Origin of the sequence: Hydrogenophaga palleronii NBRC 102513, from assembly GCF_001571225.1 — a bacterium.
In the GTDB taxonomy this organism is placed as follows: domain Bacteria; phylum Pseudomonadota; class Gammaproteobacteria; order Burkholderiales; family Burkholderiaceae_C; genus Hydrogenophaga; species Hydrogenophaga palleronii.
This window is the reverse complement of the sequence record NZ_BCTJ01000024.1, coordinates 44,917-71,431: the sequence shown is the minus strand read 5'-3', so window position 1 is coordinate 71,431 and position 26,515 is coordinate 44,917. Positions and strand designations below refer to the sequence as shown.

The 26,515-nt window shown below is 64.9% G+C and carries 27 protein-coding genes and 4 pseudogenes; 16 read left to right on the top strand and 15 right to left on the bottom strand.

Annotated features, from left to right (window positions below; all coding sequences use genetic code 11):
- Nucleotides 1-556 precede the first annotated feature (556 nt).
- Nucleotides 557-727: a hypothetical protein gene (locus HPA01S_RS23180; RefSeq protein ID WP_157085066.1), complete on the top strand. Its 171-nt coding sequence runs from the start codon at nucleotides 557-559 to the stop codon at nucleotides 725-727.
- 191 nt (nucleotides 728-918) lie between these two features.
- Complete coding sequence (locus HPA01S_RS23175) at nucleotides 919-1,164, top strand: hypothetical protein (protein WP_157085065.1); 246 nt, start codon at nucleotides 919-921, stop codon at nucleotides 1,162-1,164.
- Nucleotides 1,165-2,447: 1,283 nt separating this feature from the next.
- Here HPA01S_RS23175 and HPA01S_RS16135 read toward each other — a convergent pair.
- On the bottom strand, nucleotides 2,448-3,632 hold the full coding sequence (locus tag HPA01S_RS16135) for a HipA domain-containing protein (RefSeq protein WP_066271789.1): 1,185 nt from the start codon (nucleotides 3,630-3,632) through the stop codon (nucleotides 2,448-2,450).
- Between the two features lie 57 nt (nucleotides 3,633-3,689).
- A pseudogene (locus HPA01S_RS23855) lies at nucleotides 3,690-3,815 on the bottom strand (hypothetical protein); the annotation flags it as partial.
- A gap of 166 nt (nucleotides 3,816-3,981) precedes the next feature.
- Here HPA01S_RS23855 and HPA01S_RS16130 point away from each other — a divergent pair.
- Nucleotides 3,982-4,311 (top strand): YegP family protein, encoded by a 330-nt coding sequence (locus HPA01S_RS16130; protein WP_066271788.1) that lies wholly within the window; start codon nucleotides 3,982-3,984, stop codon nucleotides 4,309-4,311.
- A 436-nt stretch (nucleotides 4,312-4,747) separates the two neighbouring features.
- Nucleotides 4,748-5,155 carry a helix-turn-helix transcriptional regulator gene (locus HPA01S_RS16125; protein ID WP_066271787.1) on the top strand — a complete coding sequence of 136 codons (408 nt, stop codon included), beginning with the start codon at nucleotides 4,748-4,750 and terminating at the stop codon, nucleotides 5,153-5,155.
- A gap of 13 nt (nucleotides 5,156-5,168) precedes the next feature.
- Here the strand turns inward: HPA01S_RS16125 and HPA01S_RS23590 are convergent, their stop codons facing one another.
- Nucleotides 5,169-5,459, bottom strand: a complete 291-nt coding sequence (locus HPA01S_RS23590; protein WP_066271786.1) for a hypothetical protein — start codon at nucleotides 5,457-5,459, stop codon at nucleotides 5,169-5,171.
- Nucleotides 5,460-5,475: 16 nt separating this feature from the next.
- Between HPA01S_RS23590 and HPA01S_RS23850 the strand changes: the two are divergent.
- Nucleotides 5,476-5,901, top strand: a pseudogene (locus HPA01S_RS23850) (HipA domain-containing protein); the annotation flags it as partial.
- Nucleotides 5,902-5,939: 38 nt separating this feature from the next.
- Here the strand turns inward: HPA01S_RS23850 and HPA01S_RS16115 are convergent.
- The 5 genes and pseudogenes from HPA01S_RS16115 to HPA01S_RS16100 form a co-directional block, all read right to left on the bottom strand.
- On the bottom strand, nucleotides 5,940-6,221 hold the full coding sequence (locus HPA01S_RS16115; RefSeq protein WP_157085064.1) for an NAD-binding protein: 282 nt from the start codon (nucleotides 6,219-6,221) through the stop codon (nucleotides 5,940-5,942).
- 118 nt (nucleotides 6,222-6,339) lie between these two features.
- Nucleotides 6,340-6,543 (bottom strand): annotated as a pseudogene (locus HPA01S_RS23845) (NAD(P)-binding domain-containing protein); the annotation flags it as partial.
- A pseudogene (locus tag HPA01S_RS23840) lies at nucleotides 6,462-6,728 on the bottom strand (NAD(P)-binding domain-containing protein); the annotation flags it as partial. The pseudogenes HPA01S_RS23845 and HPA01S_RS23840, both read right to left, overlap by 82 nt.
- Before the next feature lie 8 nt (nucleotides 6,729-6,736).
- The gene (locus HPA01S_RS16105; protein ID WP_066271783.1) at nucleotides 6,737-7,624 is read right to left on the bottom strand and encodes an alpha/beta fold hydrolase; all 888 of its coding nucleotides are present in this window, start codon (nucleotides 7,622-7,624) and stop codon (nucleotides 6,737-6,739) included.
- Nucleotides 7,621-8,520 carry an isocitrate lyase/PEP mutase family protein gene (locus HPA01S_RS16100; protein ID WP_066271782.1) on the bottom strand — a complete coding sequence of 300 codons (900 nt, stop codon included), beginning with the start codon at nucleotides 8,518-8,520 and terminating at the stop codon, nucleotides 7,621-7,623. The genes HPA01S_RS16105 and HPA01S_RS16100 overlap by 4 nt, the downstream gene beginning before the upstream one ends.
- A gap of 84 nt (nucleotides 8,521-8,604) precedes the next feature.
- Between HPA01S_RS16100 and HPA01S_RS16095 the strand changes: the two genes are divergently transcribed.
- Nucleotides 8,605-9,582: a Bug family tripartite tricarboxylate transporter substrate binding protein gene (locus tag HPA01S_RS16095; protein WP_066271781.1), complete on the top strand. Its 978-nt coding sequence runs from the start codon at nucleotides 8,605-8,607 to the stop codon at nucleotides 9,580-9,582.
- Nucleotides 9,583-9,591: 9 nt separating this feature from the next.
- On the opposite strand, the gene HPA01S_RS16090 is transcribed toward HPA01S_RS16095, so the two are convergent.
- From HPA01S_RS16090 to HPA01S_RS16070, 5 genes are read right to left on the bottom strand one after another with little or no spacing between them, the layout of a single operon-like run.
- On the bottom strand, nucleotides 9,592-10,749 hold the full coding sequence (locus HPA01S_RS16090; RefSeq protein WP_066271795.1) for a CaiB/BaiF CoA transferase family protein: 1,158 nt from the start codon (nucleotides 10,747-10,749) through the stop codon (nucleotides 9,592-9,594).
- Entirely contained in the window at nucleotides 10,736-11,872 is a 1,137-nt protein-coding gene (locus HPA01S_RS16085; protein ID WP_066271780.1) for a 2-methylaconitate cis-trans isomerase PrpF family protein, read from the bottom strand. The genes HPA01S_RS16090 and HPA01S_RS16085 overlap by 14 nt, the downstream gene beginning before the upstream one ends.
- An 11-nt stretch (nucleotides 11,873-11,883) precedes the next feature.
- A complete protein-coding gene (locus tag HPA01S_RS16080; RefSeq protein ID WP_066271779.1) occupies nucleotides 11,884-12,771 on the bottom strand; it encodes a fumarylacetoacetate hydrolase family protein in 888 nt (295 codons plus the stop codon).
- Entirely contained in the window at nucleotides 12,768-13,811 is a 1,044-nt protein-coding gene (locus HPA01S_RS16075; RefSeq protein WP_066271778.1) for a cupin domain-containing protein, read from the bottom strand. Before HPA01S_RS16075 ends, HPA01S_RS16080 begins: the two co-directional genes overlap by 4 nt.
- A gap of 1 nt (nucleotide 13,812) precedes the next feature.
- Complete coding sequence (locus HPA01S_RS16070) at nucleotides 13,813-15,486, bottom strand: FAD-dependent oxidoreductase (protein ID WP_066271777.1); 1,674 nt, start codon at nucleotides 15,484-15,486, stop codon at nucleotides 13,813-13,815.
- A gap of 288 nt (nucleotides 15,487-15,774) precedes the next feature.
- On the opposite strand from HPA01S_RS16070, the gene HPA01S_RS16065 reads away from it, so the two are divergent.
- Nucleotides 15,775-16,755, top strand: a complete 981-nt coding sequence (locus HPA01S_RS16065; RefSeq protein ID WP_066271776.1) for a Bug family tripartite tricarboxylate transporter substrate binding protein — start codon at nucleotides 15,775-15,777, stop codon at nucleotides 16,753-16,755.
- 52 nt (nucleotides 16,756-16,807) lie between these two features.
- Here the strand turns inward: HPA01S_RS16065 and HPA01S_RS16060 are convergent, their stop codons facing one another.
- Nucleotides 16,808-17,971 (bottom strand): CaiB/BaiF CoA transferase family protein, encoded by a 1,164-nt coding sequence (locus HPA01S_RS16060; RefSeq protein WP_066271775.1) that lies wholly within the window; start codon nucleotides 17,969-17,971, stop codon nucleotides 16,808-16,810.
- 59 nt (nucleotides 17,972-18,030) lie between these two features.
- Between HPA01S_RS16060 and HPA01S_RS16055 the strand changes: the two genes are divergently transcribed.
- The 3 genes from HPA01S_RS16055 to HPA01S_RS16045 all read left to right on the top strand — a co-directional run bounded on the left by HPA01S_RS16055 (nucleotide 18,031) and on the right by HPA01S_RS16045 (nucleotide 20,686).
- Nucleotides 18,031-18,276, top strand: a complete 246-nt coding sequence (locus tag HPA01S_RS16055; protein WP_066271774.1) for a hypothetical protein — start codon at nucleotides 18,031-18,033, stop codon at nucleotides 18,274-18,276.
- 2 nt (nucleotides 18,277-18,278) lie between these two features.
- The gene (locus HPA01S_RS16050; RefSeq protein ID WP_066271773.1) at nucleotides 18,279-19,700 is read left to right on the top strand and encodes an FAD-dependent oxidoreductase; all 1,422 of its coding nucleotides are present in this window, start codon (nucleotides 18,279-18,281) and stop codon (nucleotides 19,698-19,700) included.
- A gap of 74 nt (nucleotides 19,701-19,774) precedes the next feature.
- Nucleotides 19,775-20,686 (top strand): FadR/GntR family transcriptional regulator, encoded by a 912-nt coding sequence (locus HPA01S_RS16045; protein ID WP_066271772.1) that lies wholly within the window; start codon nucleotides 19,775-19,777, stop codon nucleotides 20,684-20,686.
- Here HPA01S_RS16045 and HPA01S_RS16040 read toward each other — a convergent pair.
- Nucleotides 20,679-21,527: an SMP-30/gluconolactonase/LRE family protein gene (locus HPA01S_RS16040; protein ID WP_066271771.1), complete on the bottom strand. Its 849-nt coding sequence runs from the start codon at nucleotides 21,525-21,527 to the stop codon at nucleotides 20,679-20,681. The two genes, HPA01S_RS16045 and HPA01S_RS16040, sit on opposite strands and share 8 nt — an antisense overlap.
- 110 nt (nucleotides 21,528-21,637) lie before the next feature.
- Between HPA01S_RS16040 and HPA01S_RS16035 the strand changes: the two genes are divergently transcribed.
- From HPA01S_RS16035 to HPA01S_RS16010, 6 genes are all read left to right on the top strand, one after another.
- A complete protein-coding gene (locus tag HPA01S_RS16035; RefSeq protein WP_169801545.1) occupies nucleotides 21,638-22,414 on the top strand; it encodes an enoyl-CoA hydratase-related protein in 777 nt (258 codons plus the stop codon).
- 51 nt (nucleotides 22,415-22,465) lie between these two features.
- Nucleotides 22,466-22,663, top strand: coding sequence for a ferredoxin (locus tag HPA01S_RS16030; RefSeq protein WP_066271769.1), 198 nt, complete (start codon nucleotides 22,466-22,468; stop codon nucleotides 22,661-22,663).
- Between the two features lie 99 nt (nucleotides 22,664-22,762).
- Entirely contained in the window at nucleotides 22,763-23,743 is a 981-nt protein-coding gene (locus HPA01S_RS16025) for a Bug family tripartite tricarboxylate transporter substrate binding protein (protein ID WP_066271768.1), read from the top strand.
- 15 nt (nucleotides 23,744-23,758) lie between these two features.
- Entirely contained in the window at nucleotides 23,759-24,403 is a 645-nt protein-coding gene (locus HPA01S_RS16020) for a glutathione S-transferase family protein (RefSeq protein ID WP_066271767.1), read from the top strand.
- A gap of 69 nt (nucleotides 24,404-24,472) precedes the next feature.
- On the top strand, nucleotides 24,473-25,270 hold the full coding sequence (locus HPA01S_RS16015; RefSeq protein WP_066271766.1) for an SDR family oxidoreductase: 798 nt from the start codon (nucleotides 24,473-24,475) through the stop codon (nucleotides 25,268-25,270).
- 16 nt (nucleotides 25,271-25,286) lie between these two features.
- A complete protein-coding gene (locus HPA01S_RS16010; protein WP_084360739.1) occupies nucleotides 25,287-26,510 on the top strand; it encodes a cytochrome P450 in 1,224 nt (407 codons plus the stop codon).
- Nucleotides 26,511-26,515: the final 5 nt, after the last annotated feature.

Genomic DNA, 26,515 nt, shown 5'->3' with positions numbered 1-26,515 from the left:
TGTGTGCAGCACACGCGTGGCCTGAAATGCAGCAGGACTGGCCCAGAGCATCCCGGAGACCTGTGTTGGCATGGCCTCGTTCATTTTTATTCTACCCGGATAAAATAAAAACTCCAATATCATCCGGGTAAAAATTAGATGTGGGGATGGGTAGGCACATCGCCAACACGGCCTTGCACGAACAACCACGACTCGGCCCCTGTGCAAACGTCCACGCCCGTGATAGACGCTGTATTCACAGTGCATTCGGCGACGGCATTTGGTGGGCACTGCAAAAGGCTGGCGTTGTCCGGGAGGAGCTCAGTTATGGCGGCTCGGAGGTGCTCCCGCTATTGGGCTTGCAGCCGTCGCCTTTTTGGTCCGCTGGTAGATCTTCTTCAACCCGGTATCCCCCTACGCCCACCCTCTCAGCGGGCTTTTTCTTGAGTGGTCGCTGCCGACGCTAACCTCCCATCGGCCTGTCGGCTCTATGTACCGCGGCGCACAAACAGCCCCGCTAGACAAGTGCACAGTGGTCTTTCGGACAACTTCTTGTCCGAATTGCAAGGAGCACACCATGGCGAATCAGCAGCCCGGATCGAATCAACCAGGCCAGACCCCCGGCAAGCAGCAGGACCAGCAAAAGCCAGGCGACAAGCGCCAGCCAGGAGACAGCAACCCTGACCGCCAGCCGCAGACCAATCCTGCCGACCGCAAACCCGGCGACCCAGCAGTGCCGCAGCGGTAAGACTGCCGCCCAGAGATTCTGGCCAGCTAGGCCCGCCGCGCGCGGGCTTTTTGACGTTCCAAGCTTGTAGCCCAGAGTGCCGTTACATGTACTTACCCAGCTATATGCGCCTGGCAGTAGACAGCCTGGTAGATAGCGCGCACCGTGCTCAGTGGTGGGGCAGTTGATTCCACCACCATCAGGAGCCGTCCATGAACAGGCAACCTATCAAAGAGAAAGAAGAACACGAATCCCCTCATTTGAGGCCGCAGGCGCGAATCTGCTGGACATACGAGGTTTGCAAGGCCAAACAAGAGCAAAGCACTTCTTGCAAATGGAGTGATGCCGATCCCGTCGTGATGAACATGCTCCGCGCCATGTGCGCAGCGGGCAATGAGAAATACGGCGCCGGTTCACATTGGATTGAGCTACACAAAGGGGTTCGCGCCCACCCCTAAGCCACCTCTAACACATAACGCCCTCTCGGTGGGCTTTTTTTGGCCGCTCGGCTACGATGTCCTATCGCGCCTAAGCGGCAATTGAGATTCTGAAGACTCCCTTGTATAGGTTGCCTCGAGTCGCTGAGCAAGCACTTCACTTAATGGTAGAAGTGATGGTGTAAAAAACAAAAAAGCGGCCCGGAGGCCGCATATTTGCTTGTGTCGTGGCGGTGGCGCAAGGAACCAGCGAACCGTTCTCAAGCCAATTCTAGGCCCGATGGCTCAGATATTTCAAAGTGGGGGCGGCCCCTCTGTTTTCTGCACCCCTATAAAAAAGAACGCGCGCGTGTGCGGGCGTGCGCAAATAAGGGGGCTCGGGTCGCTATGGGTGCGAGAAGGCGACTACCGGGCCAAGGCGGGCTTTCTCCCTCGGCGTTGCGCCAGCTGTGCACGCCCGGTGCGCTTCCCAAACGGCCTCTGGATGGCAATCCGCCTGCTGATCACAGCCCATTGCCGGGCGGGTGGAGTCTGCGGCGTCCTCGGTTGATCGGATGCGGCCTGTGGCGAGGTCTTTGTCGCCATCGACTCCAGCAACGAGGTCGATCGAACGGCCGCGTCCTCGCCTGGCGGATGCCCATCCTGAACGGCCGTGTACTGGAGCCGGCGCGGTCAGTGGAATGCACGGTGTTCACCGGTCACCAGGATCCCTTGCCCCGTCAGTGATCCCCTGGCGCTCGGGCTCCGTTGTGTTGGTCACTCGGCAACACGCACCGTGGCCGACGCGATGAACCGCGACGCTGCCGTCTTGACGGCGCTGGGTGCAGCGAAAACGTTGGGGGGAACCCAAAAAGGAACCGCGGGGGGAACCGGTGTGAAAGCGAGTGTGTTGCCTGTTAAGAAGACGCAGAGCGTCGAGTCCATGGTTTTTCAGCAACGATCTTGAGCGAGGCGGGATGTCGCGAAAACGTTGGGGGGAACCGGAGAAGGAACCGAAGGGGGAACCGGCGTGAAAGTGGGGCGATAAGTTCGCCCAGCGAGGGGCACAGCGGCCGAGTCCGTGATTTTCCGTCAAGTGATCGCGGTGAGGCCGGATGCAGCGAAATCGTTGGGGGGAACCAGAAAAGGAACCTAGGGGGAACCGATCGAAAAGAGGGTCGTGTCTTGCCTTTTTCGCTGGACTCCGGAAGCCCTGCGTTGTTACGCGTTCGCTGATGTCCGAATCATCCTGTGAATTCACATGGAACCCGAGGAGGAACTGCGCACGTATATCGCGATGGTCTAACTCTTGGATGCCCCCGCTTTCAAGAGGGCACAAGCGGCGCCACGAACGCCTTCACCACTTCCACATTTCGCGCGGCGAGATCGCGCATCTCTTGCGTTGCGGGCAGGGCCAGATGGTTGTCTCGAACTGTCGACCAGAAGGCGCTGGCAGCGGCGGCCGCAGGCGCCCAGATGTCCGGTCTTGCGCCGATGGTGCCAACCTTCGGCTTGATCGGGTTCAGATCGGGATCGATGCCTCCACCGATGGACGCGTAGTCCATCGGCAGGATGTCGTACGCGGGGGCCACCGACTGGTATTCGCCTTCGTCATCAACAAGCAGCGAGATGTTCTCGAGGTGGCGGTCCCCGTTGCCGATGAGCTCAGAAAAAGCGGCCATGACATCGATGTTCCATGCGTCGCGCGCGCTGATGTACTTGGCCTTTTCGCAGCGGGCAGCGAATTCAGACCAGGTGTCTCGCCTTCCAAAAAACTCATCGTCCACGGAGCCGGCCGAGAGCATGCCCACGCGCCCGAAATTGCCGACGCGGTCGAACCGCTGGACCTCGAGAAACACATAGTCTTTAGAAGAAAGGATCGCGGTTCTCGCCGATGGCACCCCCGTCTCGGAGAGGATGTGCAACGCAAGATGCTCCAAGGGCAGCAACTCCGCCATCCGCGAGCCCCGCTTGGCGAACTTGACGATCACGTGTCCCGTGTCTTCGTTGAAGCCCAGGAACTTGGGTTGCTCGCCTCCCGCGCTGGAGCCGTAGGCCGTGCCCTTGAGCTCGGTCGCCACGTCGACGTAATGGCCGAGCTTTTGACCTGCGGGCATAGGAACACATCCCCGGAAATCGAGCTCCTTTTGCAGTGGGAGATCACCGTAGACCAAGTTGCCGGCCAAGTTCATCCCGCGGGAGAACAGGTAGGCAATCCGCTCATCGTCGCCCCAGTCCTTTAGGCTTTCAGGTAGCTGCAGGTCGGTCGCAACAGCTCGCGCCAGCTGGCGTCCCAGAAAACCTGAGGGCGACGAGAAAGCCATATAGGGCGGCAAGCCGTCATACAGCTGCGCCTGGCCGCCGATCCGTTCCAGTGTTCCGCCACCTTCTATGAATTCGACCACTGCAAAGGGGACAACGGAGCCTGTGCTAAGAATGCGGTGGATCTTCTGGCGCGCCGCCAGTCCTCCTGGCAACGAGCGCAGCGATGCGTACTGGGGCGTTCGCATTCCAGCCCGACGAAACGAGAGCGTTTGTGGAACTCTCTGAATAGTTCGTGATAGTGTTGGCTGACTTATGCCGAGTGCTCTGATCAGTTCACTTGCACTCCGTGGCCCTGACTTAAGAGCCCGCAGCAGCCCATCGGCGCGTTGATCCCCGGGTATGGCGTTTGACTGATATGGTGTGCTCATGAATTATCTATGAATAGTTCATAGGATTATATCGACTAACTCGACCAGTGCGGGTGGTCCAGGGTCAAGCAGCGTGGTACTTCCACCGGTGGACAGCGAGGCGGTGTCCACCTAGATTCCAAGTGGGCACATGGCCCGCGATGTTCAACCAATCTCTGGAGACCCTATGGCAGGCTATTTCGAGCTCAAATCGTCGTCCAACGCTCAGTACATGTTCAATCTCAAGGCGGCCAACCACCAAGTGATCTTGACGAGCGAGCAGTACAGCTCGAAGGCTGCTGCTGAAGGTGGTATTGAGTCCGTGAAAAAAAATGCCCCGAACGACGCCCGCTACCAACGCAAAGTTGCGAAGGACAACTCACCGTTCTTTGTGCTTGTGGCCGCCAATGGGGAGCCGATCGGACGAAGCGAGATGTACTCGTCCGCGTCGGCCATGGAGAGCGGTATCGCTTCGGTGAAGGCGAATGCCCCGACCGCGACGGTCAAATCTGCGTAGCGCGGGCATCTGCGGGGCGGACGGGACCGCGCTGCCCCGCGATGAAGTCGGTGGTCGACGCCTGGCCGTGTAGGCGCGGCTCCGACGCGTGACTGTTGCGCCCCGCCGACGATCTCCTGGTGCTCAGGTCGTATTGGGCTGGACATGCGTGGAGATGCACCACGGCTGACTCGATGACGCCGAGGCAGATTTCTTGATGGCCCCCGCGGCAGTTCAGATTTGCATGATTGCGTAGGACAACTGCTCAGATATGAACTAAGCATAAAGGAAGCACCAGATGTTTTCGCCGGTTGAGGCGGTAGGGCGGCCGCGGCCAGGTCAGATCTGAACGAGTGTTCCGGCCAAGTGTTCAGATCTGAAAAAATTGATGCGGACTGGCTGCTCTGGGTCGTCGTGACATTCCAATGTGGGAGTCAACGACCAACAGCACGCTGCCATGAACCTCTCCAACCTGCCTGTGGACCGGGCTCTCAAGAAATTGGGTGCCAACATCCGCCAAGCCCGCCTCCGCCGCGGCCAAACCCGCCAAGAGTTTGCCGAGCACATGGGCGTGTCCTGCATCACCGCACAGCGCCTCGAAAACGGCGAACCGGGTGTTGCGCTTTACACAATGCTCAGGTGCCTGCAAGCGCTGCAGCTGCTCGACGACTTCAACCGTCTGCTCGATCCAGCGCAGGACACGGTCGGCCTGGTGGCCCAGGAGACGTACCTGCCCAAGCGCGGGCGCCGCGCTGGTCTAGACATGGCCGATCCAGCGAGGTGCAACTGCTCATCCCTCCTGGGAACGCCTGGCATAAGGGAGATGCGGGGCTGGACGTCAGCCTTGGCGAGATGGGCCGGGTAGGGCGCCTGGGCTTTCACGCCTGGGGTGACCAGCGCATGTCTTCCTTCGCGTATTCGCGCGACTGGTTGCAGAACAAGCGCTTCTTCTCCTTGTCGCCCGAATTGCACAAGACGCTGTCCCCGCAGTGGCGCAAGGCGCCGCACGAAGGCGGGCGCAACGTTTTTGCGGCATTGGCCGACACGGTGCCTTCGGGTTTCGCGCGTTCGGTGGTGCAACGGGCACGGGCGCGCGGGCTGCTCGATGGGTTCAGAGCAGCCGCGGAAGCTTCTGAGTCTTTGGACTCCTTGTGCGCCGTGCTGGACATCGCCCGACAGGGTGCCATGCGGCTGCACCCCGCCGGTGAGCCGACGGTCGACGTCGCTCAGCAAAAGTTCTTGCTCCCCTGTCGAGGCGACCTGGAAAACATCGGCGTGGCCGTCGCCGCGTTCGAGCGCGGGCAAGAAGACTTGCGTCAGCTGCAGTTACTGTTGCTCTGCGCGACGGGATTGGGTGGATCCCGTCCCAAGTGCACCTGGGTCCGGAAAGATGGCCAGCTCGCGGTCGCGCGGTTTCCCAGCGTCTTCGACACATACCCGGTTCACCGGGTTGAAGTCCTCATGGCACACCTCGCCAAGAAGGTTGGAATTGATGTCGTGGATGTGGCTCTGATGCACCCCATCCGTTCTCCGGTGGTACTGGCAACACGATTCGACCGCTCGCGTGACGGAGGGCGAAAACACTTCATGTCCGCGCGCAGCCTGGTGTTGGCGGAAGAGGGCGATGAGATCGACCCATTGGAGCTGCTTCAGGCCATGCGCAGCTGCTGCCAAGATTTTGAGATGCCCGAAGCGCACCCCAGCTCCAGCGCGATCTCCATGTCTTTCATCGTCATCAAGGTGTTGCCCGACACGGTGCCGGTTGCCATCATGAGGCCGATGTGGCGCAGCAGGCCCGAATCGGCAAAGCCACCGGCCAGCGCGGTGGGGAGGATGCGTGGGTCCAGCCCTTGTCGCGCGGCCAGGTGCATGGCCTCGGCGATCAGTGCGGCGTTGCCGAAGTTGATCATCTGGTTGCAGGCTTTGGCCACTTTCCCGCAGCCGGCGGGGCCGACATGCGTGACCTGCGATGCAAAGCTCGTGAGGATGGGTCGCGCGTTCCACGTCGTTCGCCTCGCCGCCGGCCATCACCGCGAGCGTACCGGACTGCGCGCCTTGAGGGCCGCCGGAGATCGGTGCGTCCACCCAGCCGATGCCGTGCGTTCGCAGGCGCGTCGCAAAGTCGCGTGCGCGTGCGGGTGGAGAGGTGGAGAGGTGGAGAGATCCACCACCAGTTGGCCGGGGCGCGCAGACTGCAGCAGGCCGTTGTTGTCGAACAGCATGGCGTCGGTCGCGTCCGCATCGAACAGGCATAACAGGACGACGTCGACCTGCGCCGCGAGTTCGCGCGGCGTGTCGCACGCGGTTGCGCCCAGCGCGCACAGCGGCTGCATGCGCGCGGCCGTGCGGTTGTGCACGTGCAGCGAAAAACCCGCGCGCTGGATGTGGGCCGCGATCGGTGCGCCCATTTCGCCCAGACCCGCGAAGCCTACAGCCATGGGTGCACTCATACCACTTGCTCCACATTCGCCGCGAACCACGACAACAACAAGGCATTAGTGGCATCGGCGCGTTCGTGTTGCACCCAGTGCGCTGCACCATCCAGCACGCGCCAGGTGCGCTGCGGGCTGTTGTCGCAGAGCATCGGGCCAACTTCGGCGGCTATCGCGGTGCAGTCCTGCGCACCCCAGGCGCACAGCATCGGCGTCTCGAAATCGTGCAACAGCTCGCCAAGGCGGCTCGCGCGCGAGACCTCGCGCACAACACGCAGTCGGCAACGCAGACTCGAATATTCCTGCGCGTATAGCGCCGCAGCGTCGGCCGACGCGGAACGGTGAAACATGAAGGCCAGGAGGTTGCGGCGCAGGGCGTCTTCGCGCGTGGCGGCAGTGTCCGTATGGCGCCACGGTGGAATGCTCACCTCGGGGCCACGCGGGCCGCTGTGCGCGGCGGGGCCCAGCAAGGCGATGCGGCGCATGAGCCGGCCTCGTCGGTGCAGATGTGCGGTGACCAACGCGCCGAAAGAGAACGCGGCCACGTCGACCTCGGGCAAGTCGCCGAGCACGGTGCTCAGCGTTTCGTCGAGGGCATCCATCAGCCGCTGCAGTGGGCCGTGCGGGGTGCCATCGTCTGGCACATCGGACGAGTCGCCAAAGCCTGGCAAGTCCGGTACCCACACGGTATGGCGCTCGGCAAGCGCCGGGATGTTGCGCAGCCAATGCATCCAGCTGCCGTGGCCGCCGTGCAGCAGCACCAGCGGCGAACCTTCGCCGAAGCGGCGCCAGCACACGAAGCCACCGTCATGGGGAACGTCGATCCGTTCGCCTTGCTCTTCCACGGCCTGAACGCTTGCGGGCTGGGGCATCCAGGCGCGCATCTTGGCGGCGGTGCTCATGGCTGTGGTTTTGCTGGTGCGGGTGAGGACGTCAGTTGTGCGTATTTGCGATCAAGCCCGGTCCAATGATCGAAATCGACGATTTCCTGGCGCTGCGCGAAGCCAATGAGCTGGTCTTGTGCGCCTTCGAGCGAGCCCACGCTTTTCAAATGCGCCAGCGTGCGCGACATCGCCAGCATGGCGGACTGCAAGGCCGCGTTGGCGTACAGGATGCCGCCGAAGCCCATGGCGGCCAGCGTCTGCTGCGGCAGCATGGGCGTCTTGCCACCGTGCACGATGTTGCACAGGTGCGGGCCGGGCAGGGCGCGCGGGATGGCGCGCAACTCGTCTTCGGTCTGCGGTGCTTCCACGAACAACACGTCCGCACCGGCCTCTCGGTAGCGCGCGGCGCGTTCCAGAGCCGCGTCGAAGCCTTCCACGGCGCGCGCGTCGGTGCGCGCAATCACCAGAAAACCCGCATCACGGCGTGCGTCCACGGCCGCGTGGATCTTCTGCACCATCTCGTACAGGGGTACCACACCCTTGCCGTCGAAGTGGCCGCAGCGCTTGGGAAACACCTGGTCCTCCAGCTGGATTGCGTTGGCGCCCGCGCGCTCGTAGAGGTGCACCGTGCGCACGAGGTTGAGGGCGTTGCCAAACCCGGTGTCGCCATCGGCGATGAGTGGCACGCGCACCGCGTCACGACAAGCGGCGATTTGGGTCGCCATTTCGGTGGCGGTAATCAGGCCCAGGTCGGGCGCGCCCAGGTGGCCGTTGGTGATGCCCGCGCCGGTGAGGTAGACGACCGGGAAGCCGGCCGATTCGATCATGCGTGCCGTCATCGCGTTGAACGCACCAGGGATCACGGTGCCGGCACCCGGTTGCAGGAGGTCGAGCAGCGAAGTGGGAGGACTCATGGCAGCGTGGAATTAAAGGTATTGATGTCCAATGGTAGGGCCTATATCATAAGCATTCCATCCACAGAAATCGAGACATTTCCCATGCAGACCAGACGCGTTCTTCTGTGCGCGGCCCTCGCCGCGCTGTCCGCCGCCAACGCCACCGCCCAGACCACCGACTGGCCGCACAAGCCCGTGCGCATCATCGTGCCGTTTGCGCCCGGTGGCGGCATTGACGTGCTCACGCGCTCGGTGATGACCGAGTTGTCCACGCGCTGGAAGCAGCCCGTGGTGATCGAGAACCGCGCGGGTGCGGGCTCGTTGATCGGCGCCGAGGCGGTAGCCAAGGCCGCGCCCGACGGCTACACGCTGCTGGCCACCGTCAACCAGACGCTGGTGAGCAACCGGTTCCTCTACCGCTCGCTGCCGTACGATCCGGACAAGAGCTTCGAGCCGATCACCCTGATGGTGAACAGCGACCAGATGGTGATCGCCAGTTCGACCTTTCCGGGCAATACCTTGAAGGACGTGGTCGAGGCCGCGCGCCGCCAACCAGGCGGCCTGACCTACGGGTCGTTCGGCAACGGCAGCCAGCCACACTTGTTGTTCGAAACCATCGGCGCGCGCGAGAGCGTGAAGCTGCTGCACGTGCCCTACAAAGGCGTGACGCCCATGCTTACCGCGCTGGCGGGCGGCGAGGTGATGCTGGGCACGGGCAGCGCGGCCGTGGCCGGGCCGTTGATCGCGGCGGGCAAGATCAAGCCGATTGCGGTGGCCGGTGCGTCGCGCATGGTGCAGTACGGCCAGACCGCCACCAGCACGGAGCAGGGCTACCCCTATGTGAAGACCTCGATCTGGTACGGCCTGTTCGCACCTGCCGGCATGCCCGCTGCGGTGATCGCGAAGATTCATGCCGACGTGCGCTCGGTGCTCACGGATCCTTCGTTTGCCGAGAAGCAGGTCACCGCCAAAGGGCTGACTGTGGTGGCGGGCGACGCGGCGCAGTTGCGCCGCGTGATCCAGGATGAGAGCCGCCTCACGGCCGAGCAGGTGAAGGCGGCGGGCGTCACCCTCGAGTGAGGTTGGGCCTCAGGACGATGGCGTTGATCCGCTGTCGCCCAACACCTGATCGGTGTGCTCGCCGAGCGCTGGCACGCGCCCGGAAGAGCGGGTCTCCGCGCCGGAGAGCTTGAATGGCAGGTTGGTCACCTGGAACTCACCCGCACGGTCGCTCACCGTCGACAAGCTGCCGCGAAATGCTACCTGTGGATCGCGAATCACCTCGGCCACAGTGTGGTAGGTCGTGCCGGGAATGCCGGCCTGAGACACTCGCTCCACGCAGTTCGCGCTGCTGTGTTGTGTGGTCCAGTCCTGGATGGAGTCCATCAGCGCATCCCAGTGCTGTGCGCGCGCTGCGGGTGTGGCGTAACGCGTGTCCGCCATGAACTCGGGGTGGCCCATGAGCTCGAACATGGCCTCGAAATTCTTCTGTGTGATGAGTCCAAGCATCACATGGCCGTCGCGCGTGCGCATGGGTTTGTAGACCGGGCGGCGTGTGGCGCTTGGAAACTGCGCTTCCTGCACTTCGTAGGGCAGGAAGTTAAGCATGCCGTCTAGCAGGGACACGTCGACGAACTGACCGTGGCCGGTGCGTTCGCGGTCGTAGAGCGCGGTGAGAACGCCGCTGAAGGCATGTAGACCGGCCAGGATGTCGGCCGTGAAGATGCCTGTGTTCGGTGGTTGCTGGCGTTCGCCATCCTGGTAGCCCGCGAAGGCGAGGTCCAGGCCCGAGGCAGCGTGCATGGTTTGCGCAAACGCGGGCTGGTGCGCGCCCGGGCCCTCCTGGCCGTAGCCCGAAATCGAGCAGTAGATGAGCGCGGGGCGCGCCTTGCGCAAGCTCGCGTGGTCGAGCCCGAAGCGCTGCATTGTGCCGGGTCTGCCGTTTTCCACGATCACATCGACCTCACGGGCGAGGCGGCGCGCATGCTGCAGTCCCTGCTCGGTTTTCAGGTCGATCACCACGCTGCGCTTGCCGACGTTGATGTGGCCGAAGTAGCTGCTGCAACCGTCACGCTGCGGTGTGGAATGGCGCAGGTTGTCGCCCTCGACGGGTTCGACCTTGATCACGTCCGCGCCGAGGTCGGCGAGGTAGCGCGTGCAATACGGACCTGCCATGAACATGCTGAAGTCCAGCACGCGAACACCGGTCAGTGGCCGGCGTGGTGCGGTGGGTTCAGGCGTAGACATGGCCATCGAACAAGCGCCGCGTGGTGCGGTAGAAACAACCGGAATCGGCATGCCAGCCGCTGGCGCCGTGGCTCACCTTCGCGGCCACGGTGAGCACGCCCGAGGGCATGGCCAGGCGCAATGCGGTGGCATCGCGCTCAGCGCGCGCCGCCTCATGCACCACGGTGCCTTCGATCTGCATCGCCACGGCGGTGCACAGCGAACCTGTGAGTGGCAGCGCCCGGTGCGGCTGGCCGCTGGAGATCATGCGCACCACCAGGTCGACCTGCGACGCGGCGATGCGTTCGCCATCGAGCGTGATGCTGTCGGCGGGCGGGCTCACGATCGCGATCAGCGGAATCATCGGCTTCGCCGCGGCTTCTTCGAGCGATGCCGAAATGCCCATCGCGACCGAAGCCGCCAGGCGCAGTTGCTTCAACTGTTCCAGCGCCGTCGGGTGCGCGGCGATCTCGTCGGGCAACTCGGTACCGACCAGGCCTACTGCCGCCGCCGGCACGAACACGCAGGCGTTGGCGGCGTCGACGAGCGACGCACGCGTGGCGCCGAGTGCGGTTGTTTGCAGTTCATCCAGCGGTGACCCGGTGGGCAGCAAGCGACCCGTGGACGCGCCACCCGGGCTGAGAAAGTCCAGCCGCACCGGCGCGCCCGGACCGTCGACACCGGGAATCTCCAACGTGCCGGCTTCCACCGATTGCCCATCGCGTACCTCGAAATGCGCGTGGATGATCTTGCGCGTGTTGGTGTTGTGGATGCGCACGCAGATGGGGCCATCAGGCGGCGTGGGCAGCAGGCGTTCGTCGATCGCAAACGGGCCGATGGACGACGACATGTTGCCGCAGTTGCCGCTGTAGTCGACCCGCGCCTCGCGGATCTGCACCTGCGCGAAGGTGTAGTCCACATCGGCGCCTTCCACCGTCGCCGGCCCGACCACGCAGACCTTGGACAAAGAAGACACGCCGCCCCCCATGCCATTGAGCTGGCGGCCATAGCGGTCGGGCGTGCCCATGGCGCGCAGGAAGATGGCGTCCCATGCAGCGCGGTCGGCGGGCAGGTCTTCGAGACGGAAGACGATCGCCTTGCTGGTGCCGCCACGGATGAAGGCGGCGCGGTATCGCTGGCCCATCGTCTGTGGCCTCAGTAAGCGCGCGGCGAAACGTGCTCGCGCTCGCGCACCGGCATGCTGAGCCGGCCCACGCCCTCGATCTCGATGGTGACCGTGTCGCCCGCCGCGAACGGCCCCACGCCTTCGGGTGTGCCGGTGGCGATCAAATCGCCTGGCACCAGCGGCAGCACGGACGAGATCAGTTCGATGAGTTCTGGAATGTCCACGATCATCTCGCTGGTGTTGGCTTCCTGGCGCAGCTCGCCGTTCACCCACAGGCGGTTGGCGAGATTCGCCGGGTCGGGCACCTCATCGGCGGTGACGATGTACGGCCCCACCGGTGTGAAGCCCTCGAAGGACTTGCGCATGGAACGCTCTTCTTCGAAAGTGTCCTTTTCAATGCGCATGGTGGCGTCGAGCAGGCAGGCATAGCCGAACACGTGTTCCATGGCCTTCGCGCGCGGAATGTCGCGCCCGCCCTTGCCGATGATCACGGCCAGTTCGGACTCGTGGTCGAAGCGCCGCGCAGAGCCCTTGGGCACGAAGATCGCCCCGCCCGCGCCGACGACCGACGCGGGCGCCTTGAGGAAGAAGCCCTGCTCGCGCGCGCTGCGGCCCTTCTTTGTCACGGTGCGGTCGCCGAGTTCGCCGAGGTGTTTGCGGTAGTTGGCCGGAGCGGCGAACACATGCGGGGGGCAGGGCGTGGCCGCCAGCAATTGCACGCTGGCAAGCGCGACTGGCGATACGCTGGCGCGCGCTGCCTGTGCAGCGGGCAGCGCCTGTGCCCACTGCGCGATCAGCCAGTTCAGGCGTTGCTGTGGCAAGGCATCGAACGCGGCCGGCACCACCGAGGTGATGTCGAACAGTTGCCCGTCTTCGACGATGCCGATGCGGAAGTCATTGAAGCTGGCGATTTTCATGGTTGGAATTCTTCCCGGAAGTAGTGCAGCAGCTTGAGCGTGGGCAGGTCGTTGACTTGCCACAGCATCGCGTCCTGCGAGGTGTTGTTCTGATGTTGATGCCACGCCCAAGGCGCGATCACCATGAAGTCGCCTTGCGACCACTCGTAGCGCTCCTGTTCCACCGTGGTGACGCCTTGGCCACGCACCACGTAGTACAGCTTGCTGCCCGTGTGGCGCCGGCGCTGTCCGTTGAAGCCGGCGCGCAGCAACTGCAGTTGCATGCCCAGCGTGCGCATGGCCGGTGAGCCATCGGTCGGGTTCTGGTATTCCAGAATCACGTCGTCGCACGGGTCGGCGGGCAGTCCGGCGGCGGCGTTCAGCGCGGTCTCCGCCATGCCGAATGGGTAGGCCAGCAACGGGTTCACAGTGGCAGGTTTCGCGCCCGGTGGACGCATCAGGCCGCTGCCGAACGCGCGCCAGCTGCTGTCGGGCAGCGTGTGCACAGGTTGCACGTCGCCTGCATAGGGCTCGAAAAACGTGGCTTCCATCGACTTCATGAGCGAGATGTCGAGCACGTCGAGCCAGACCATTGGCTCATCGCCTTTGTGGACGTGGTCGTGCCAGGTCCAGGCCGGTGTGAGTACGAGGTCGCCCTCGGCCATCGGGTAGCACTCGCCCTCCACCGTGGTCCACGCGCCTTGGCCCTTCATGATGAAGCGCAGCGCACTGGCGCTATGGCGGTGCGCGGTGGCCACCTCGCCGGGCAGGATCACCTGGATCGAACCCCAGAACGTGTGCGTGGTGCCCACCGCCAGCCCCGGGTTGTGCAGCCGCAGCGTACGCCGTGGCCCCGCGGCCGCGAGGTCGACCTCGTGGCCGATGCGCTCAAGCAGCGGCTGCAGATCGCTCCAGCGCCAGTGCACCGATTGCATGTCGGGCTTGGGTTCGCGCGTGAAGAAAGGCGGGTCGCCAGCCTGGTGCACGCGGCAGTTGAAGCGCGCCAGGTGTTCCTTGAGCTCGCGCCGCCGGGCGGCGCTTTCTTCGGAAATGTTGTCCATCTCAAGCCTCGGCGAGTTCGTATTCGCGGCGCTCGAGTTGTTCGGGCACCGGGCTCACGGCGCCACGCGCGGTGTCGACAATGCGTTGCGCATCGGCCGGCAAGACGTCTGCGCGCCAGGCCACAGAGCCATCGGGCCGCACCAGCACCAGACGGCTCTCGTAGAGCGTCGCCGCTTCGGCGTGGTCGATGTCCAAGACCTTTAGTGGCAGACCGACGCGCGCCGCCGTTTCGATTAGGGCTTGCACCGGCACCGGCTCGGCACCAAAGCGCAGCAGAACAAATTCACGTCCGAACAGGTCCAGCGTCGACTGTTCCGGCGTCAGCCAGACGTGCGGCGCACGCGAACCCGGGCGCGCGGTGGGCACGTAGCGCGACACCTGGTTGACCGGCGCGGGCGTGCCGTCGGGTACGACGATCGGCGAGTTCTCATACACATAGCCGAGGTGGATGCCGACCGAGAACCACTCGCGCTTCATCATCTCGGTGTAGCGGTCGCCATACTCTTTGCGGGCTTGCTCGAAGTTCGGGCTGCTGGTGTCGAAGGCCGCAGCGTCGGGGCGCAGCACGCGCGGCGAGAGCATGCGGCGCAGGTTCTCGCCGGCCTCGGTCACGTTGCGCACGGCCACGGGGTACTGCTCGGCTTCGTAGCTGTCGAGCAGGTGTTCGCCGCCCCAGCCCTGCAGCACGCCCGCAATCTTCCAGCTCAGGTTCACCACGTCGAGCAGACCGGTGTTCATGCCGAAACCGCCGGTGGGCGAGGTGAGATGCGCTGCGTCGCCTGCGATGAAGGCGTTGCCTTTGCGGTAGTGGTCGGCCACGAGCTGGCGGCGGATCCATGGCAGCACGGAAAGAATGTCGAAATCGAACTCGCGCCCGACCGCGCGCACGATGGCGCTGCGCAGATCGGCCTCGGTGAGGTCGCGCTTTTCGCCGTCGCCTACGAGCGAGAAACGCCACTGGTCGCGGCCGTTGATCGCCACCAGAGTGGCCCAGGTGCCTTCGGGGCCGATAAAGATGTAGCGGTATGCGGGCTGCATTTTGTGCAGCTTCTCCAGCCCGTCGCAGCGAAAGATCACGTTCGTGGTGTACGTGAGCACACCGTCGCCGTCCATGCGAATGCCCATGCCTTTGCGCACCGTGCTCGCGCCGCCGTCGCAGCCGACCAGGTAGCGCGCGCGGATCTGGCGCTGCGTGCCGGCGGCTTCGTCGTTCACGGTGGCGATGATGTGGTCGCCATGGTCCACAAACGATTCGAGGGTGCTGCGGTAGCGCAGATCTGCGAGCTGGGTGCTTTTGGCGAAGCGTGCGAGCACCGGGTCGAAGAAGTTCTGCGGGCAGCGCTCGCGCTTTTGCGGGCTGTGCGGCGGCGCTTTTTCGGCGGCGGGCGAGGGGAAAAATTCGCGGCCGAACTCGTAGCCGTTGAGGTCGGTGACCCAGGCGCAGTCTTGCGGGTAGTCGCGGTTGTAGCCCGCGGCCTCGACCCAGGGCACGATGCCCCAGCGGCGGCAAAACTCCATGCTGCGAATGCCCACCATGTCCATGCGCGGCTGGGCAATGATGCCGTCGCTCTTCTCGATCAGCGTGCTCTTCACGCCGCGCCAGCCCAGGTCACCGGCCAGCGCCAGGCCCACGGGCCCGCCGCCAACAATCAGGACGGGTGTCTCTTCAATCATCGTGTTCTCCTATTGGTCTGCCATGCAGCGTGGCCTTCGCAGCCAAGCGCCATCTCGGGTCGCAAATATACCAATGATTGGACCATTGATATAGTCCTGCAGGAAAAATGGCCGACAGCTTCGCCTGAGAAACCTGAAAAATCAATAATCTAATGGATGGACCATAGGTCCAAATCCGTTTCTGTTGAATAATCGGCTTAGTGCACGAGGACCAACCGCCTGTCCGCATCCCTTTGGCCGTTGAACCCTTCGCCGCGCGACCCCTCAAAACACAGGAGACACTTCCCCATGCAATCCATCCTCAAGAAGACCGTTGTCGGTCTGGTCAGCGCCGTCCTGGCGCTGGCGGCCAACGCCCAAACCCCCGCGACTTTTCCTGCTGGACCGGTCACCATTCTCAGTGGCTTTGCCGCCGGTGGACCTACCGACGTCGCCGCGCGCCTGGCGGCCAAGGTGCTCAGCGATGGCTTCAAGGACCCGGTCGTCGTGGACACACGCGCCGGCGCCAATGGCCTGATTTCGATCCAGGCGCTCAAGCGCGCCAAGGCCGATGGCCACACGCTGCTGGCGGTGACGGCCGGCATGATGACCATCACGCCGGCGGTGAAAGCGAATGCGGGATACGACCCCATCAAGGATTTCACCCCCATCGCCATCGTGGGCGAGTTCCCTTTTGTGCTAGTGGCGCGCAACGGTTTCCCGGCCGACGACGTGGCAGGCCTGGTCGACTTCGCGAAGAAGAATCCTGGCAAGGTGAACTACGGCTCGGCGGGCATTGGTTCAAGCAACCACCTGGCCGGGGAGTGGTTCAACAGCATGGCCAAAATTTCGATGGAACACGTGCCCTACAAGGGCGATGCGCCCGCCATCGGCGATTTGCTCGCCGATCGGCTGGACGTGTACTTCTTGACGCCTAGCCTGGCGATGCCACAGGCCGCAGCTGGCAAGCTCAAGGTGCTGGGTGTTGCCTCCACCGCGCCCACACCGCTGGCGGCGGGCGTGAAGGACGTGGTCGCCAAGACCGTGCCCGGCTTCCACATGGGCAGCTGGATCGGCATCGTCGGCCCGGCCGGCATGCCGCGCGACGTGGTGAAGAAGCTCAACGCCGCGATCAACGAGCGCCTGAAGCAGCCGCAGTACCTGCAGTCGCTGGCCAGCATTGGTCAGGACCCGGTGGCCGTCACGCCCGAACAGTTCGCCGCGCGCATTCAGAAGGAGCTGGGTGTGTGGACAAAGGTGGCGACCGACGCGAAGATCAGCGTCGAATAAGACAGCCGCCGATGGCGGCGACGGGACCGGGCGGTCCCGTCGCCGCACGCCGTCAAGTGGGCGCCGCTGTCTCCACGACGGCGCCCGACGCCAACAGGCGATCGATCTCGGCAGCCGAAAATTCACACGACTGCAGCACCTCAAGAGAGTGTTGCCCCGCCCGCAGCACGGGTGGGCTGCCGAGGGTGGCCGGCGTGCCACTGAAGCGCGGCGCGGGCGCTGGTTGGGTTTTGCCTTCGTGCACCACAAACATCTGCCGCCGTGTGGCCTGCGGATGCGCGCGGGCTTCGGCGGCGCTGAGCACCGGCGCAAAGCAGGCATCCGTGCCTTCGAGCAGGTCGCGCCAGGCGGCGCGGGTTCGGCTGCGAAAAACGGCCTCGAAGCGCTGCTGCCAGGCGGGCCAGTGGGCGCGGTCCATGCGGTCCGGCATGGTGGCGGGGTCGATCTCCAGTTTGTCCAGCAGGATGTCGAAGAAGCGCTGCTCGATCGGGCACACCGTGACATACAGGCCATCGGCCGTCTCGTAAGCCGCGTTCCATGGCGCACCGCCACCGATCAAGTGCTCGCCACGGCCGGTGGGCCAGGTGCCGGCTTCCACCTGGCCGTGGATCGAGGCCATCATTGCCGACACGCCGTCGGTGATCGCCGCGTCAATCACTTGCCCACGCCCCCGATCCTGCGGCGAGGCGAGGGCGGCGGCAATGCCCAGCGCGAGAAAGAGTGAGCCCCCGGCGAAATCGCCCACCAGGTTCAACGGCGCCACCGGCGGACCGCCGCGCGTGCCGATCGCATCGAGAGCGCCCGTGACCGCGAGGAAGTTCATGTCGTGTCCTGCGGCGGAGGACAGGGGGCCTTGCTGCCCCCAACCCGTGAGGCGGCCATAGACCAGTCGGGGTTGCGTGGCCAGGCAGACGTCGGGGCCGAGCCCCAGCCGCTCCATCACGCCAGGGCGAAAGCCTTCGATGAGCACGTCGGCCTGCTTCACCAGGCCCAGCAAGGTCTGCACGCCCTCGGCGTGCTTCAGGTTCACCGCGATGCTGCGCTTGCCACGACCGGTGTATTCGAAAGCGGGATCGCGGCGCACGCCCAGATCCGTATCGCCTGTGCGGTCGATGCGAATCACCTCCGCACCCAGATCCGCCAGCAGCATGCCGCACAGCGGAATAGGGCCGATGCTGGCGAACTCAAGAACTCGGTAGCCGGTCAACGGGCCCATGGTGCCTCCAGAGAAAAAATCGAATAGTACAATGGAAGGACCATTAAAGGAGACGCTGCATGAATGACGAACCCGAGTTGAATACACCGGCGTATCCCGCTGTCGTGGCATTGATCCGCCACGCGCGTGCCTGGACGTGGGGTGCCTCGCTTGCGGTGCTGGTGGTGTTCGGCTGGTTGGCCTGGCGCACCGGCTGGCCGGAACTGCTGCTGGCGGGGCCCTTCGCCGCATGGGTGCTGCACTTCGTGGTGCGGGTCGCGGTGGACGTGGTGTCTCTCGTGGCCGATACCTTGATGCCGAGGTAACCATGCCCGCTTTGAAAACCCAACTGTGTGTGGTGGGTGCAGGCCTGGCGGGCCTGACGGCGGCACTGCGAGCCGCCGAGCAGGGTGTGCAGGTTCTGGTGCTGGAGCAGTCGTCCGAGCGGGAGTACCTGTGCAACTCGCGCCTGACGGGCGGCGTGTTCCACGTCTGCGTGACGGATATCCAAACCGACCCCGACGTGCTGGAGAAGACAATCCTGCGCGTCACGGGCGGACACGCCCATCCGGCACTGGCGCGGGCTGTGGCGCACGACACGCGCCGCGCGGTGAAGTGGCTGCAGTCCAAGGGCGCACGGTTCATCAGGGGCAGCGCCGAGCCGCACCAGAATTTCGTGCTGGCGCCGCCAGCGCTGCACCGTCAAGGGCTGGACTGGAAAGGGCGGGGCGGGGATGCCACGCTGCGCCTGCTCGAAGCTGCACTGGTCAAGGCCGGTGGCAGCGTGCTGCGGGGGTACCGCGCCACCGCACTGCGCGTGGAAGACGGCAACTGCCGGGGCCTGCGCGGCACCACCGCGCAAGGCGCCGACTTCGCGATCGACGCCGCGTTCGTGCTCATCGCCGATGGCGGATTCCAGAACGCGCCCGAGCTGCTGCAGGCGCACATCACCCCCCAACCTACTGCGGTTCTGGCGCGCAATGCAGGTGCGAGCCGTGGCGATGGTCTTCGCATGGCGCAGGCCGCCGGTGCGCGCTTGAGCGACTTGCGGGGCTTTTACGGCCACGTCCAGCACCGCGAAGCGCTGAGCAATCCGCGCTTGTGGCCTTACCCGTGGCTGGACGACATCGTGAGTGCTTCGGTGCTGGTCGATGGCCATGGCCAGCGCTTCACCGACGAGGGGCGCGGCGGCATCTACGGCGCCAACGCGATCGCGCGCCTGCCCGATCCGCAGGGCGCCTGGGTCGTGTTCGACGAAGCAGTCTGGAGCACGGCCGGCAAGTCGCGCTTCCTGCCGCCCAATCCCCACCTGGAGCAGGCGGGGGGGCGCGTGGTGCGCGCGGACACCGCAGCGGCGCTGGAGCCGCAGATGGGGCTGCCGGTCGGCGCGCTTCAGACGACGCTGTCGCACTACAACGCGGCGCTGTCGGCGAGTACACCCGGCACGCTGACACCCGCGCGCAGCATCGGCCCCCGCGGCGCAGCTCCGCTGCAGGGGCCGCTGCTGGCGGTGCCGGTGGTGGCGGGTATCACCAACACCATGGGCGGCATCGCCATTGACGAATGGGGCCAGGCGATGACGGCGCAAGGCACACCGTTTCCGGGACTGTTCGCAGCGGGCGGCGCGTCGGGCGGGCTCGAAGGGGGCGAGTCGATCGGCTATGTGGGTGGACTGGCGAAAGCGGCTGTGACGGGTCTGCGCGCCGCGGATCGCATTGCTGCCCTGTGCCAGCCCGCTTTCGCCCGTTGATGCGCCCATGGCGTGCGAGAATCGGCTGAATGGTGGGGCCACGGGAGATGGCCCTCGCAAAAGCTGGAGAATACATGGTCAAGCGCGAACGGTCGGAGATCGAGTACGAAGTGGTGCAAACCTCGCGTGCTTTTGAAGAGGTGATTGCCCAGCTTCGACGGCTCACCGTTCAGGGGCAGCTCAAACCCGGTGACCGTCTGCCCTCGGAGCGCGATCTGGCGCTCAAACTCGGCGTGAGCCGCAACACGATCCGCGAAGCACTGCGCGGCCTGGAAATGTCGGGCGTGCTCGAACTGCGCAAGGGCGCCTACGGTGGCGCTTTCCTCGTGGCACCCGGTGGCGACACGCTCGCTGGCGCGCTTCAAGACATGTTCCAGTTTGGCAGTGTGACGGCCGGGCAACTGACCGAAGCCCGCCTGCACATCACGGCGGCGGTGGCGCGCGTGGCGTGCGAGCGCATCCGGGAAGAAGACATTCGCGACCTGGAGCGCAACGTGGCCGACGCGCAGCAAGCCGAGCGCGATGGCGACGTGGTGCTGCGTTCGCGCATCAACCTGAACTTCCACCGCGTGCTCGCGCGTACGACCGACAACCCGATTTTTGTCGCCGTGATGGACGGCCTGATTTCGATCATGGAGCACTTCATCGACACGCTCGGGCCGCCACAGATTCCCGATGTGTTCAAGTCGCGCATGAAAGTCATTGCCGCGCTGCGCGCGCGCAACGCCGAGGTGGCAGCGGCCGAGATGGAAGACAACCTGCGCGTCGTGCACAAGGGCTATCTCGCGCGACTCGAACAAGGCCAGCGCGCACCGACCAGCCCGGTGCCCGCGCCAGCCGCAAAACCGCCGGCGTCGCGCGCTGCCGCCAGGCCTGCGGGCACAGCGGCCACCAAGGCCGCCGCCAAAGCGGTCGTGGTCGAGGAGCCGACGGCGTCGGCGACCCGCCGCGTGGCCGCCCCCCGGCGCACCGCGAAGGCTAAGTAAGCACTGCGGCGCGCGGATACAACGGAAGCCCGGCCACGCCCGCATCCAGCTTAAGCACGCTGCCACGGCCGGCGGCGGTGACGAACAGGTCGGTCATGGCCGGCCCGCCGAAACAGCAGTTGGTGGTCATCGTGCCATCGCCGAATTCGATGCGGCGCAGCGGCTGGCCATCCGGGCCGAACACTTCCAGGCCGCCGGTGCCGGGCGTGCACACCCAGAGCTTGCCCTCGCGGTCCACCGCAATGCCGTCGGGCCGGCCTTTGGCGATCGTGCAAAGAACGCCTTCCGAGGTGAGGCGGCCCGCGCTGAAGCGGAATTTTTCGATCACGCGCGGGTAGGTCTGCGCCAAGTACATCACCGTGCCGCTGGGGTCGAAGGCAATGCCATTGGGAAACAGACGTTGTGACACAACCGTCTCGATCTCGCCTGTCTCCACGTCGCAGGCGAACACGCTGCCTTCGATCTCTTCGGTCAGCGCCCGGTCGGTGAGCGGATCGGTCACATAGAGGCGGCCGTCCGGGCCGAAGCAGAGGTCGTTGGGTGCGGTGAGCATGCCGGCGAACAGCAGTTCCACCTTCCCGTCGCAAATCCTCTGAATGCCGCCCCTGGTGACGCCCGAGGCGCCAAAGATGCCGCCGTTCTGCGCCACCCAGAGCGCGTCCTGGCCGACCGCCAGACCGTTGGGGCCGCCACCCGTGGGAAGGCGCTCGAGCACCACCCCGTCGCCGCCCAGCACGTAGATGCAGCCCTGGCTGATCGAGGTCACGCACAGACGGCCGTCGGGCGTCCACACCGGTCCTTCGATGAAGCCGAGGCCGGACTGAAAAACGTTGAATGTCATGGGGCCCCCGTTTTTGAAAGCAGACGATCAGAAAATGTTGACTATCAATGGTTCAACCATTAAACTAGAGCCCATTCTAAACCTTTGACCACACCATTCGAAGGATGTCCATGTCAGACCCCGAAAACGGCTCCATCGACCTGCATGTCGAAGGCGCCATTGCCACCATCACGCTGAACCGCCCCAAGGTGCGGAATTCCATCGACCTGGCCGCTGCCCGGCGACTGACCGAAGTGGTGGAACAGATCGAACAAGACCCATCGATCCGCGTCGGCATCATCACAGGCGCCGGCGGCGTGGCCTTCAGCGCGGGAGCCGACTTGCGGGCACGTGCCCGGGGTGAGGCCCGGGCGGTGTTCCCGCCGTACGGTTTTGCCGGTTTCGTGAGGCGTCCGCGCAGCAAACCCTTCATTGCGGCGGTCAATGGCTATGCGGTCGGTGGCGGTCTGGAGATCGCCATGTCGTGCGAGCTGGTGGTGGCGGCACCCAATGCCAGTTTCTCGCTGCCCGAACCGCTGCGCGGATTGATCGCCGGTGGCGATTGCCTGCCCATTGCACTCTCGCGCCTGCCGCTGTCCGTGGCTTGGGATGTGGCGCTTACCGGGCGGCGCATCACCGCCGAGGAAGCGCTGCAGTACGGCATGGTCAACGCTGTGGCCGACGACGCGTTGGCCACAGCGAAAGAGATGGCGCAGCGCGTCATGACCAGCGCGCCGCTGGCCATCGGAGGGACCATGGCGCTGATGCGGCACCTGCTGCCCACGGCAGGCCCCAGCTACGACGAGCTGACCGAAGCGACGCAGCAGCGCCTTTTTAAAACCCAGGACGCGAAGGAAGGCTCTACCGCTTTCCTGGAGAAGCGCGATCCGGTCTGGGCCGGTGCCTGAGCACCCGCCCATCACACACACCGACACACGAAACCCACGAAGGAGATAACCATGCGAGTAACCATCGAACGAGCGCGCTGCATCGCGGCAGGGCAGTGCGTGCTCAAGTCGCCCGAGGTGTTTGACCAGAGCGAAGACGACGGGATCGTGATCCTGCTTAACGCCAACCCCTCGGCCGAGCTGGCCGATTCGGTGCGAGCCGCCGCGCGTCTCTGCCCGGCCGAAGCCATCAAGGTTTACGAAGACTGAAGCTGCCGTCTCACCGGGACCCCTTGCGGCCCGTGAGCATCACCAGAAGAGCGCAGGGACGCCCACCACGGTTCGCATTTCCACCCTCAGGAGACACACATGTATTCCATCGACCGGCGCAAGCTGCTCACCACTGCGCTTCTCACCCCTCTGGCCGGCGCGATGCCCGCCTTTGCCAACACCTACCCCAGCCAGCCGATCAAGATCCTGTGCGGGTCGGCCGCTGGCGGCCCGACCGACCTGGCGGCCCGCCTGGCCGCGCGCTGGTTGTCCGAGCGCCTGGGCCAGCCCGCGATCGTGGACAACCGCGTCGGCGCGAACAGCCAGGTGGCGATCCAGCTGCTCATGCAAAGCAAGCCCGACGGCTACACGCTCGCGGCCATTCCACGCGGCGCGCTGACCATTGCACCGTCGCTGCAGAAAGCACCGCGCTACGACCCGCTCAAGGACTTCACGCCACTGGCCATCGTTGGCCAGTTCCCCTACGTGCTCGTGGCGCGCAATTCGTTCCCGGCCAACGACGCCGCAGGATTGATCGAGTACGCCAAACGTAACCCCGGCAAGGTGACCTTCGGCTCGGCCGGCATCGGCTCCACCAACCACCTGGCGGGTGAGTGGTTCGCCAACGCAGCGGGTGTCTCGATGATCCACGTCCCCTACAAGGGCGATGCGCCAGGTTCCGCGGACGTCATTGCCGGACTGATCGATGTGTATTTCATGACCGCCGGCAACGCCATGCCGCAAGTGCAGGCCAAGAAGATCAAATTGCTGGGCGTGGCCTCGAACGCGCCCTCCGATCTGGCCGGTGGCTCGAAGACGCTGGTGTCGTCGGCCGTGCCGGGTTTCGAGATCGGCAGTTGGATCGGCCTGCTCGGACCGGCGAACATGCCGGCCGATCTGGTCAAGCGCATCAATGGCGTGATCAACGAAGAGGCAGAAAAACCGGAAGGCAAGCCGGCGCTGTTGGCCATCGGGCAGGAGGCTGTCATCGCCGCGCCCGATCGCTTCAAGACCATGATGGAAGAAGACATGAAGCGCTTCACGGCGCTGGGACGCCAGGCCAAGATCGAAGTCGACTGAGCGGGTCGCGTGGCGATGTCGCTGGTTCTCTACTACAGCCCTGGCGCCTGCTCCATGGCGGTGCACATCGCGCTGCACGAGGCTGGCGTGGCCTACGAACGGCGCTCCGTCTCCGTCAACGATGGCGAAACCCAAAGCGCGGCGTACCTCCAGTTGAACCCGCGCGGCAGGGTGCCGGCATTGGTGGTCGATGGGCACACCACGTTGGTGGAGACCTGTGCGGTCCTGCTCTATATCGCGCGGCGTTTTCCCGCGGCGCAGCTGCTGCCGCAAGACCCGCTGCGCGAGGCGCAGTGCATGTCCATCCTGGCCTGGCTGGCCAGCACCGTGCACCCCACGTTTGCGCACGTCGTCAAACCCGGGCGCTTCAGCCACCAGCCCGAGGCGCTGGACAGCATCAGGAACGCCGGCATGGAAGCCTACTGGGCCGCGCTGCAGGAAGTCGACGCCTTGATCGGCGCCGCCGGCCCGTGGGTTTTTGGCGAGCGGTTCACCGTCTGCGACGCGCACGCGTTGCCGTTCTGGGGCTTCGGGCGGCGCATGCGTTTGCCCATGGAGACCCTGACCCACTACACCGCCTGGAAAGACCGGATGGTGCACCGCCCCGCTGTGCTCGCGGTGCTGCAGGCCGAAGACAGCCGCCTGCTACGGGCCGCGTAACGGCCGCTGCACGTCGCGCACTTTTCTGACATAATCTAGTTCAATGGTCCAACCATACTACCTAAAATCATGAAAACGTTTCAGCCCCAGGATCAAGTCGCCGTCGTCACAGGCGGTGCCAGCGGCATCGGCCGTGCGCTGTGCGAGGCCTTGCTGGCCGGTGGCGCGCGCCACGTGATCGTGGCGGACGTGCAGATCGACGTCGCGCGCCGCGTGGCCGACGCACTGGGCACGCGTGCCACGGCTGCCGCGCTCGATGTGAGCGACGCAGCCGCCGTGCGCGCGCTGGCCGTGCAAGTGGAAACCACCTGGGGCGGTATCGACCTCTGGTGCTCCAACGCTGGCATCAACGCCGGCCAGGGCCTGGGCGATGCGACGGACTGGGCGCGCTCGCTGGGCGTCAATGTCATGGGCCACGTGCACGCCGCTCAGGCGGTGCTGCCGGGCATGAAGCAGCGCGGCGCAGGGTGCTTCGTAGTGACAGCATCGGCCGCCGGTTTGCTCAGCGATTTCCGCACCGCGCCCTACACCGCCACCAAACACGCGGCCGTGGCGCTCGCCGAGTGGCTGGCCATCACCTGCCGTGGCGATGGCATTGCCGTGCACTGCATCTGCCCTGAGGGCGTGCGCACCGGCATGACCAAGGCCAGCAGCGAAAAGGCGGGCAAAGGCATGGTGTTCCTCGAAGCCGAAGAGGTCGCGCGTCACGCGCTCGAGCGCATGGCGCAAGGGGAATTTCTCATCCTGCCGCACCCCCGTGTTGCGGACTACGAGGCACGCCGCGCGAGCGACCGCCAACGCTGGATCGAAAGCATGAACAAGGCTTTTCTGCGCACACAGCCGAGCGCCGAAACCACCCCGAATTGAAACCAAGGAGATTACGATGACGACAGCAGAACCAACAGTGCAGGACAAGGCCGAACTCACCTACCCGATGGCCCGTGGCTGCCCCTTCCACCCGCCCGCCGAGTACGGACGCCTGCAACGCGAAGAGCCGTTTGCCCGGGTTCGCCTGTGGGATGGCACCAGCCCGTACCTGGTGACCAACTACAACGACATCAAGCTCATCCTCTCGCACCCGGGCTTCAGCGCGCAGGCCATCAATCCTTCGTACCCGCACGTGTTCGAAGGCCGCAAGGCGGCCGACCTGGCCGACCGTTCCTTCCTGCGCATGGACAACCCCGAGCACGACCGGCAACGCCGCATGGTGACCAGGGAGTTCACCGTCAAGAAGATCAACGCGCTGCGGCCAGTGATGCAGGCCCTGGTGGACCGCTTGCTCGACGCCTACGAAAAAATGCCCCAGGGCTCGGACTTCGTGGAACACGTGGCCGCGCCGCTGCCCACCGAGGTTATCTCCAACTTGCTGGGCGTGCCGTTGGGCGACCACGAGATCTTTCACCGCGCCACGCGCATCCAGTTCGGCACGAAGTCCACGCCCGACGAGGTGCGCGCCTCGCTCAAGGAAATCTCCCAGTACCTCAGCGACCTGATCGACAAGAAGGCTGAGAGTCCGCAGGACGACATCATTTCGCGCCTGGTGCACGAGCAGCTGCTGCCCGGCCACGTGGACCGCGAGACGCTGATCAACATCATCCGCCTGTTGCTGAGCGCGGGGCACCAGACCACGCAGAGCATGACCGCCATGGGCGTGCTCACACTGCTGCAAAACCCCGACCAGCTCGCGCTGATGCGCGCCGACCCCGAGCTGATTCCCCACGCGGTGGAAGAAATCCTGCGCTTCACCTCGCCACTTCACATCGGCGCGCGGCGTGTCGCTCTGGAAGACGTGGACATCAACGGCCACTTGGTGAAGAAGGGAGAGGGAGTGATCTGCTCGACGCCAGCGGCCAACCGCGACGAGACCCTGTTCCCCGAGCCGGACCAGTTCAATATCGAGCGCAATGCCTCCCAGCACGTGGCCTTCGGCTACGGCTTCCACCAATGCCTGGGGCAAGTGCTGGCGCGCGCGGAGCTGCAGATCGTCTACGAATCGGTGTTCAAGCGCTTTCCCAACCTGCGCCTCGCGGTGCCGTTCGAAGCGCTGCAATTTCGCCATGAGATGTTCGTGTACGGCGTGCACGAACTGCCGCTGGCCTGGGACTGAAAGCG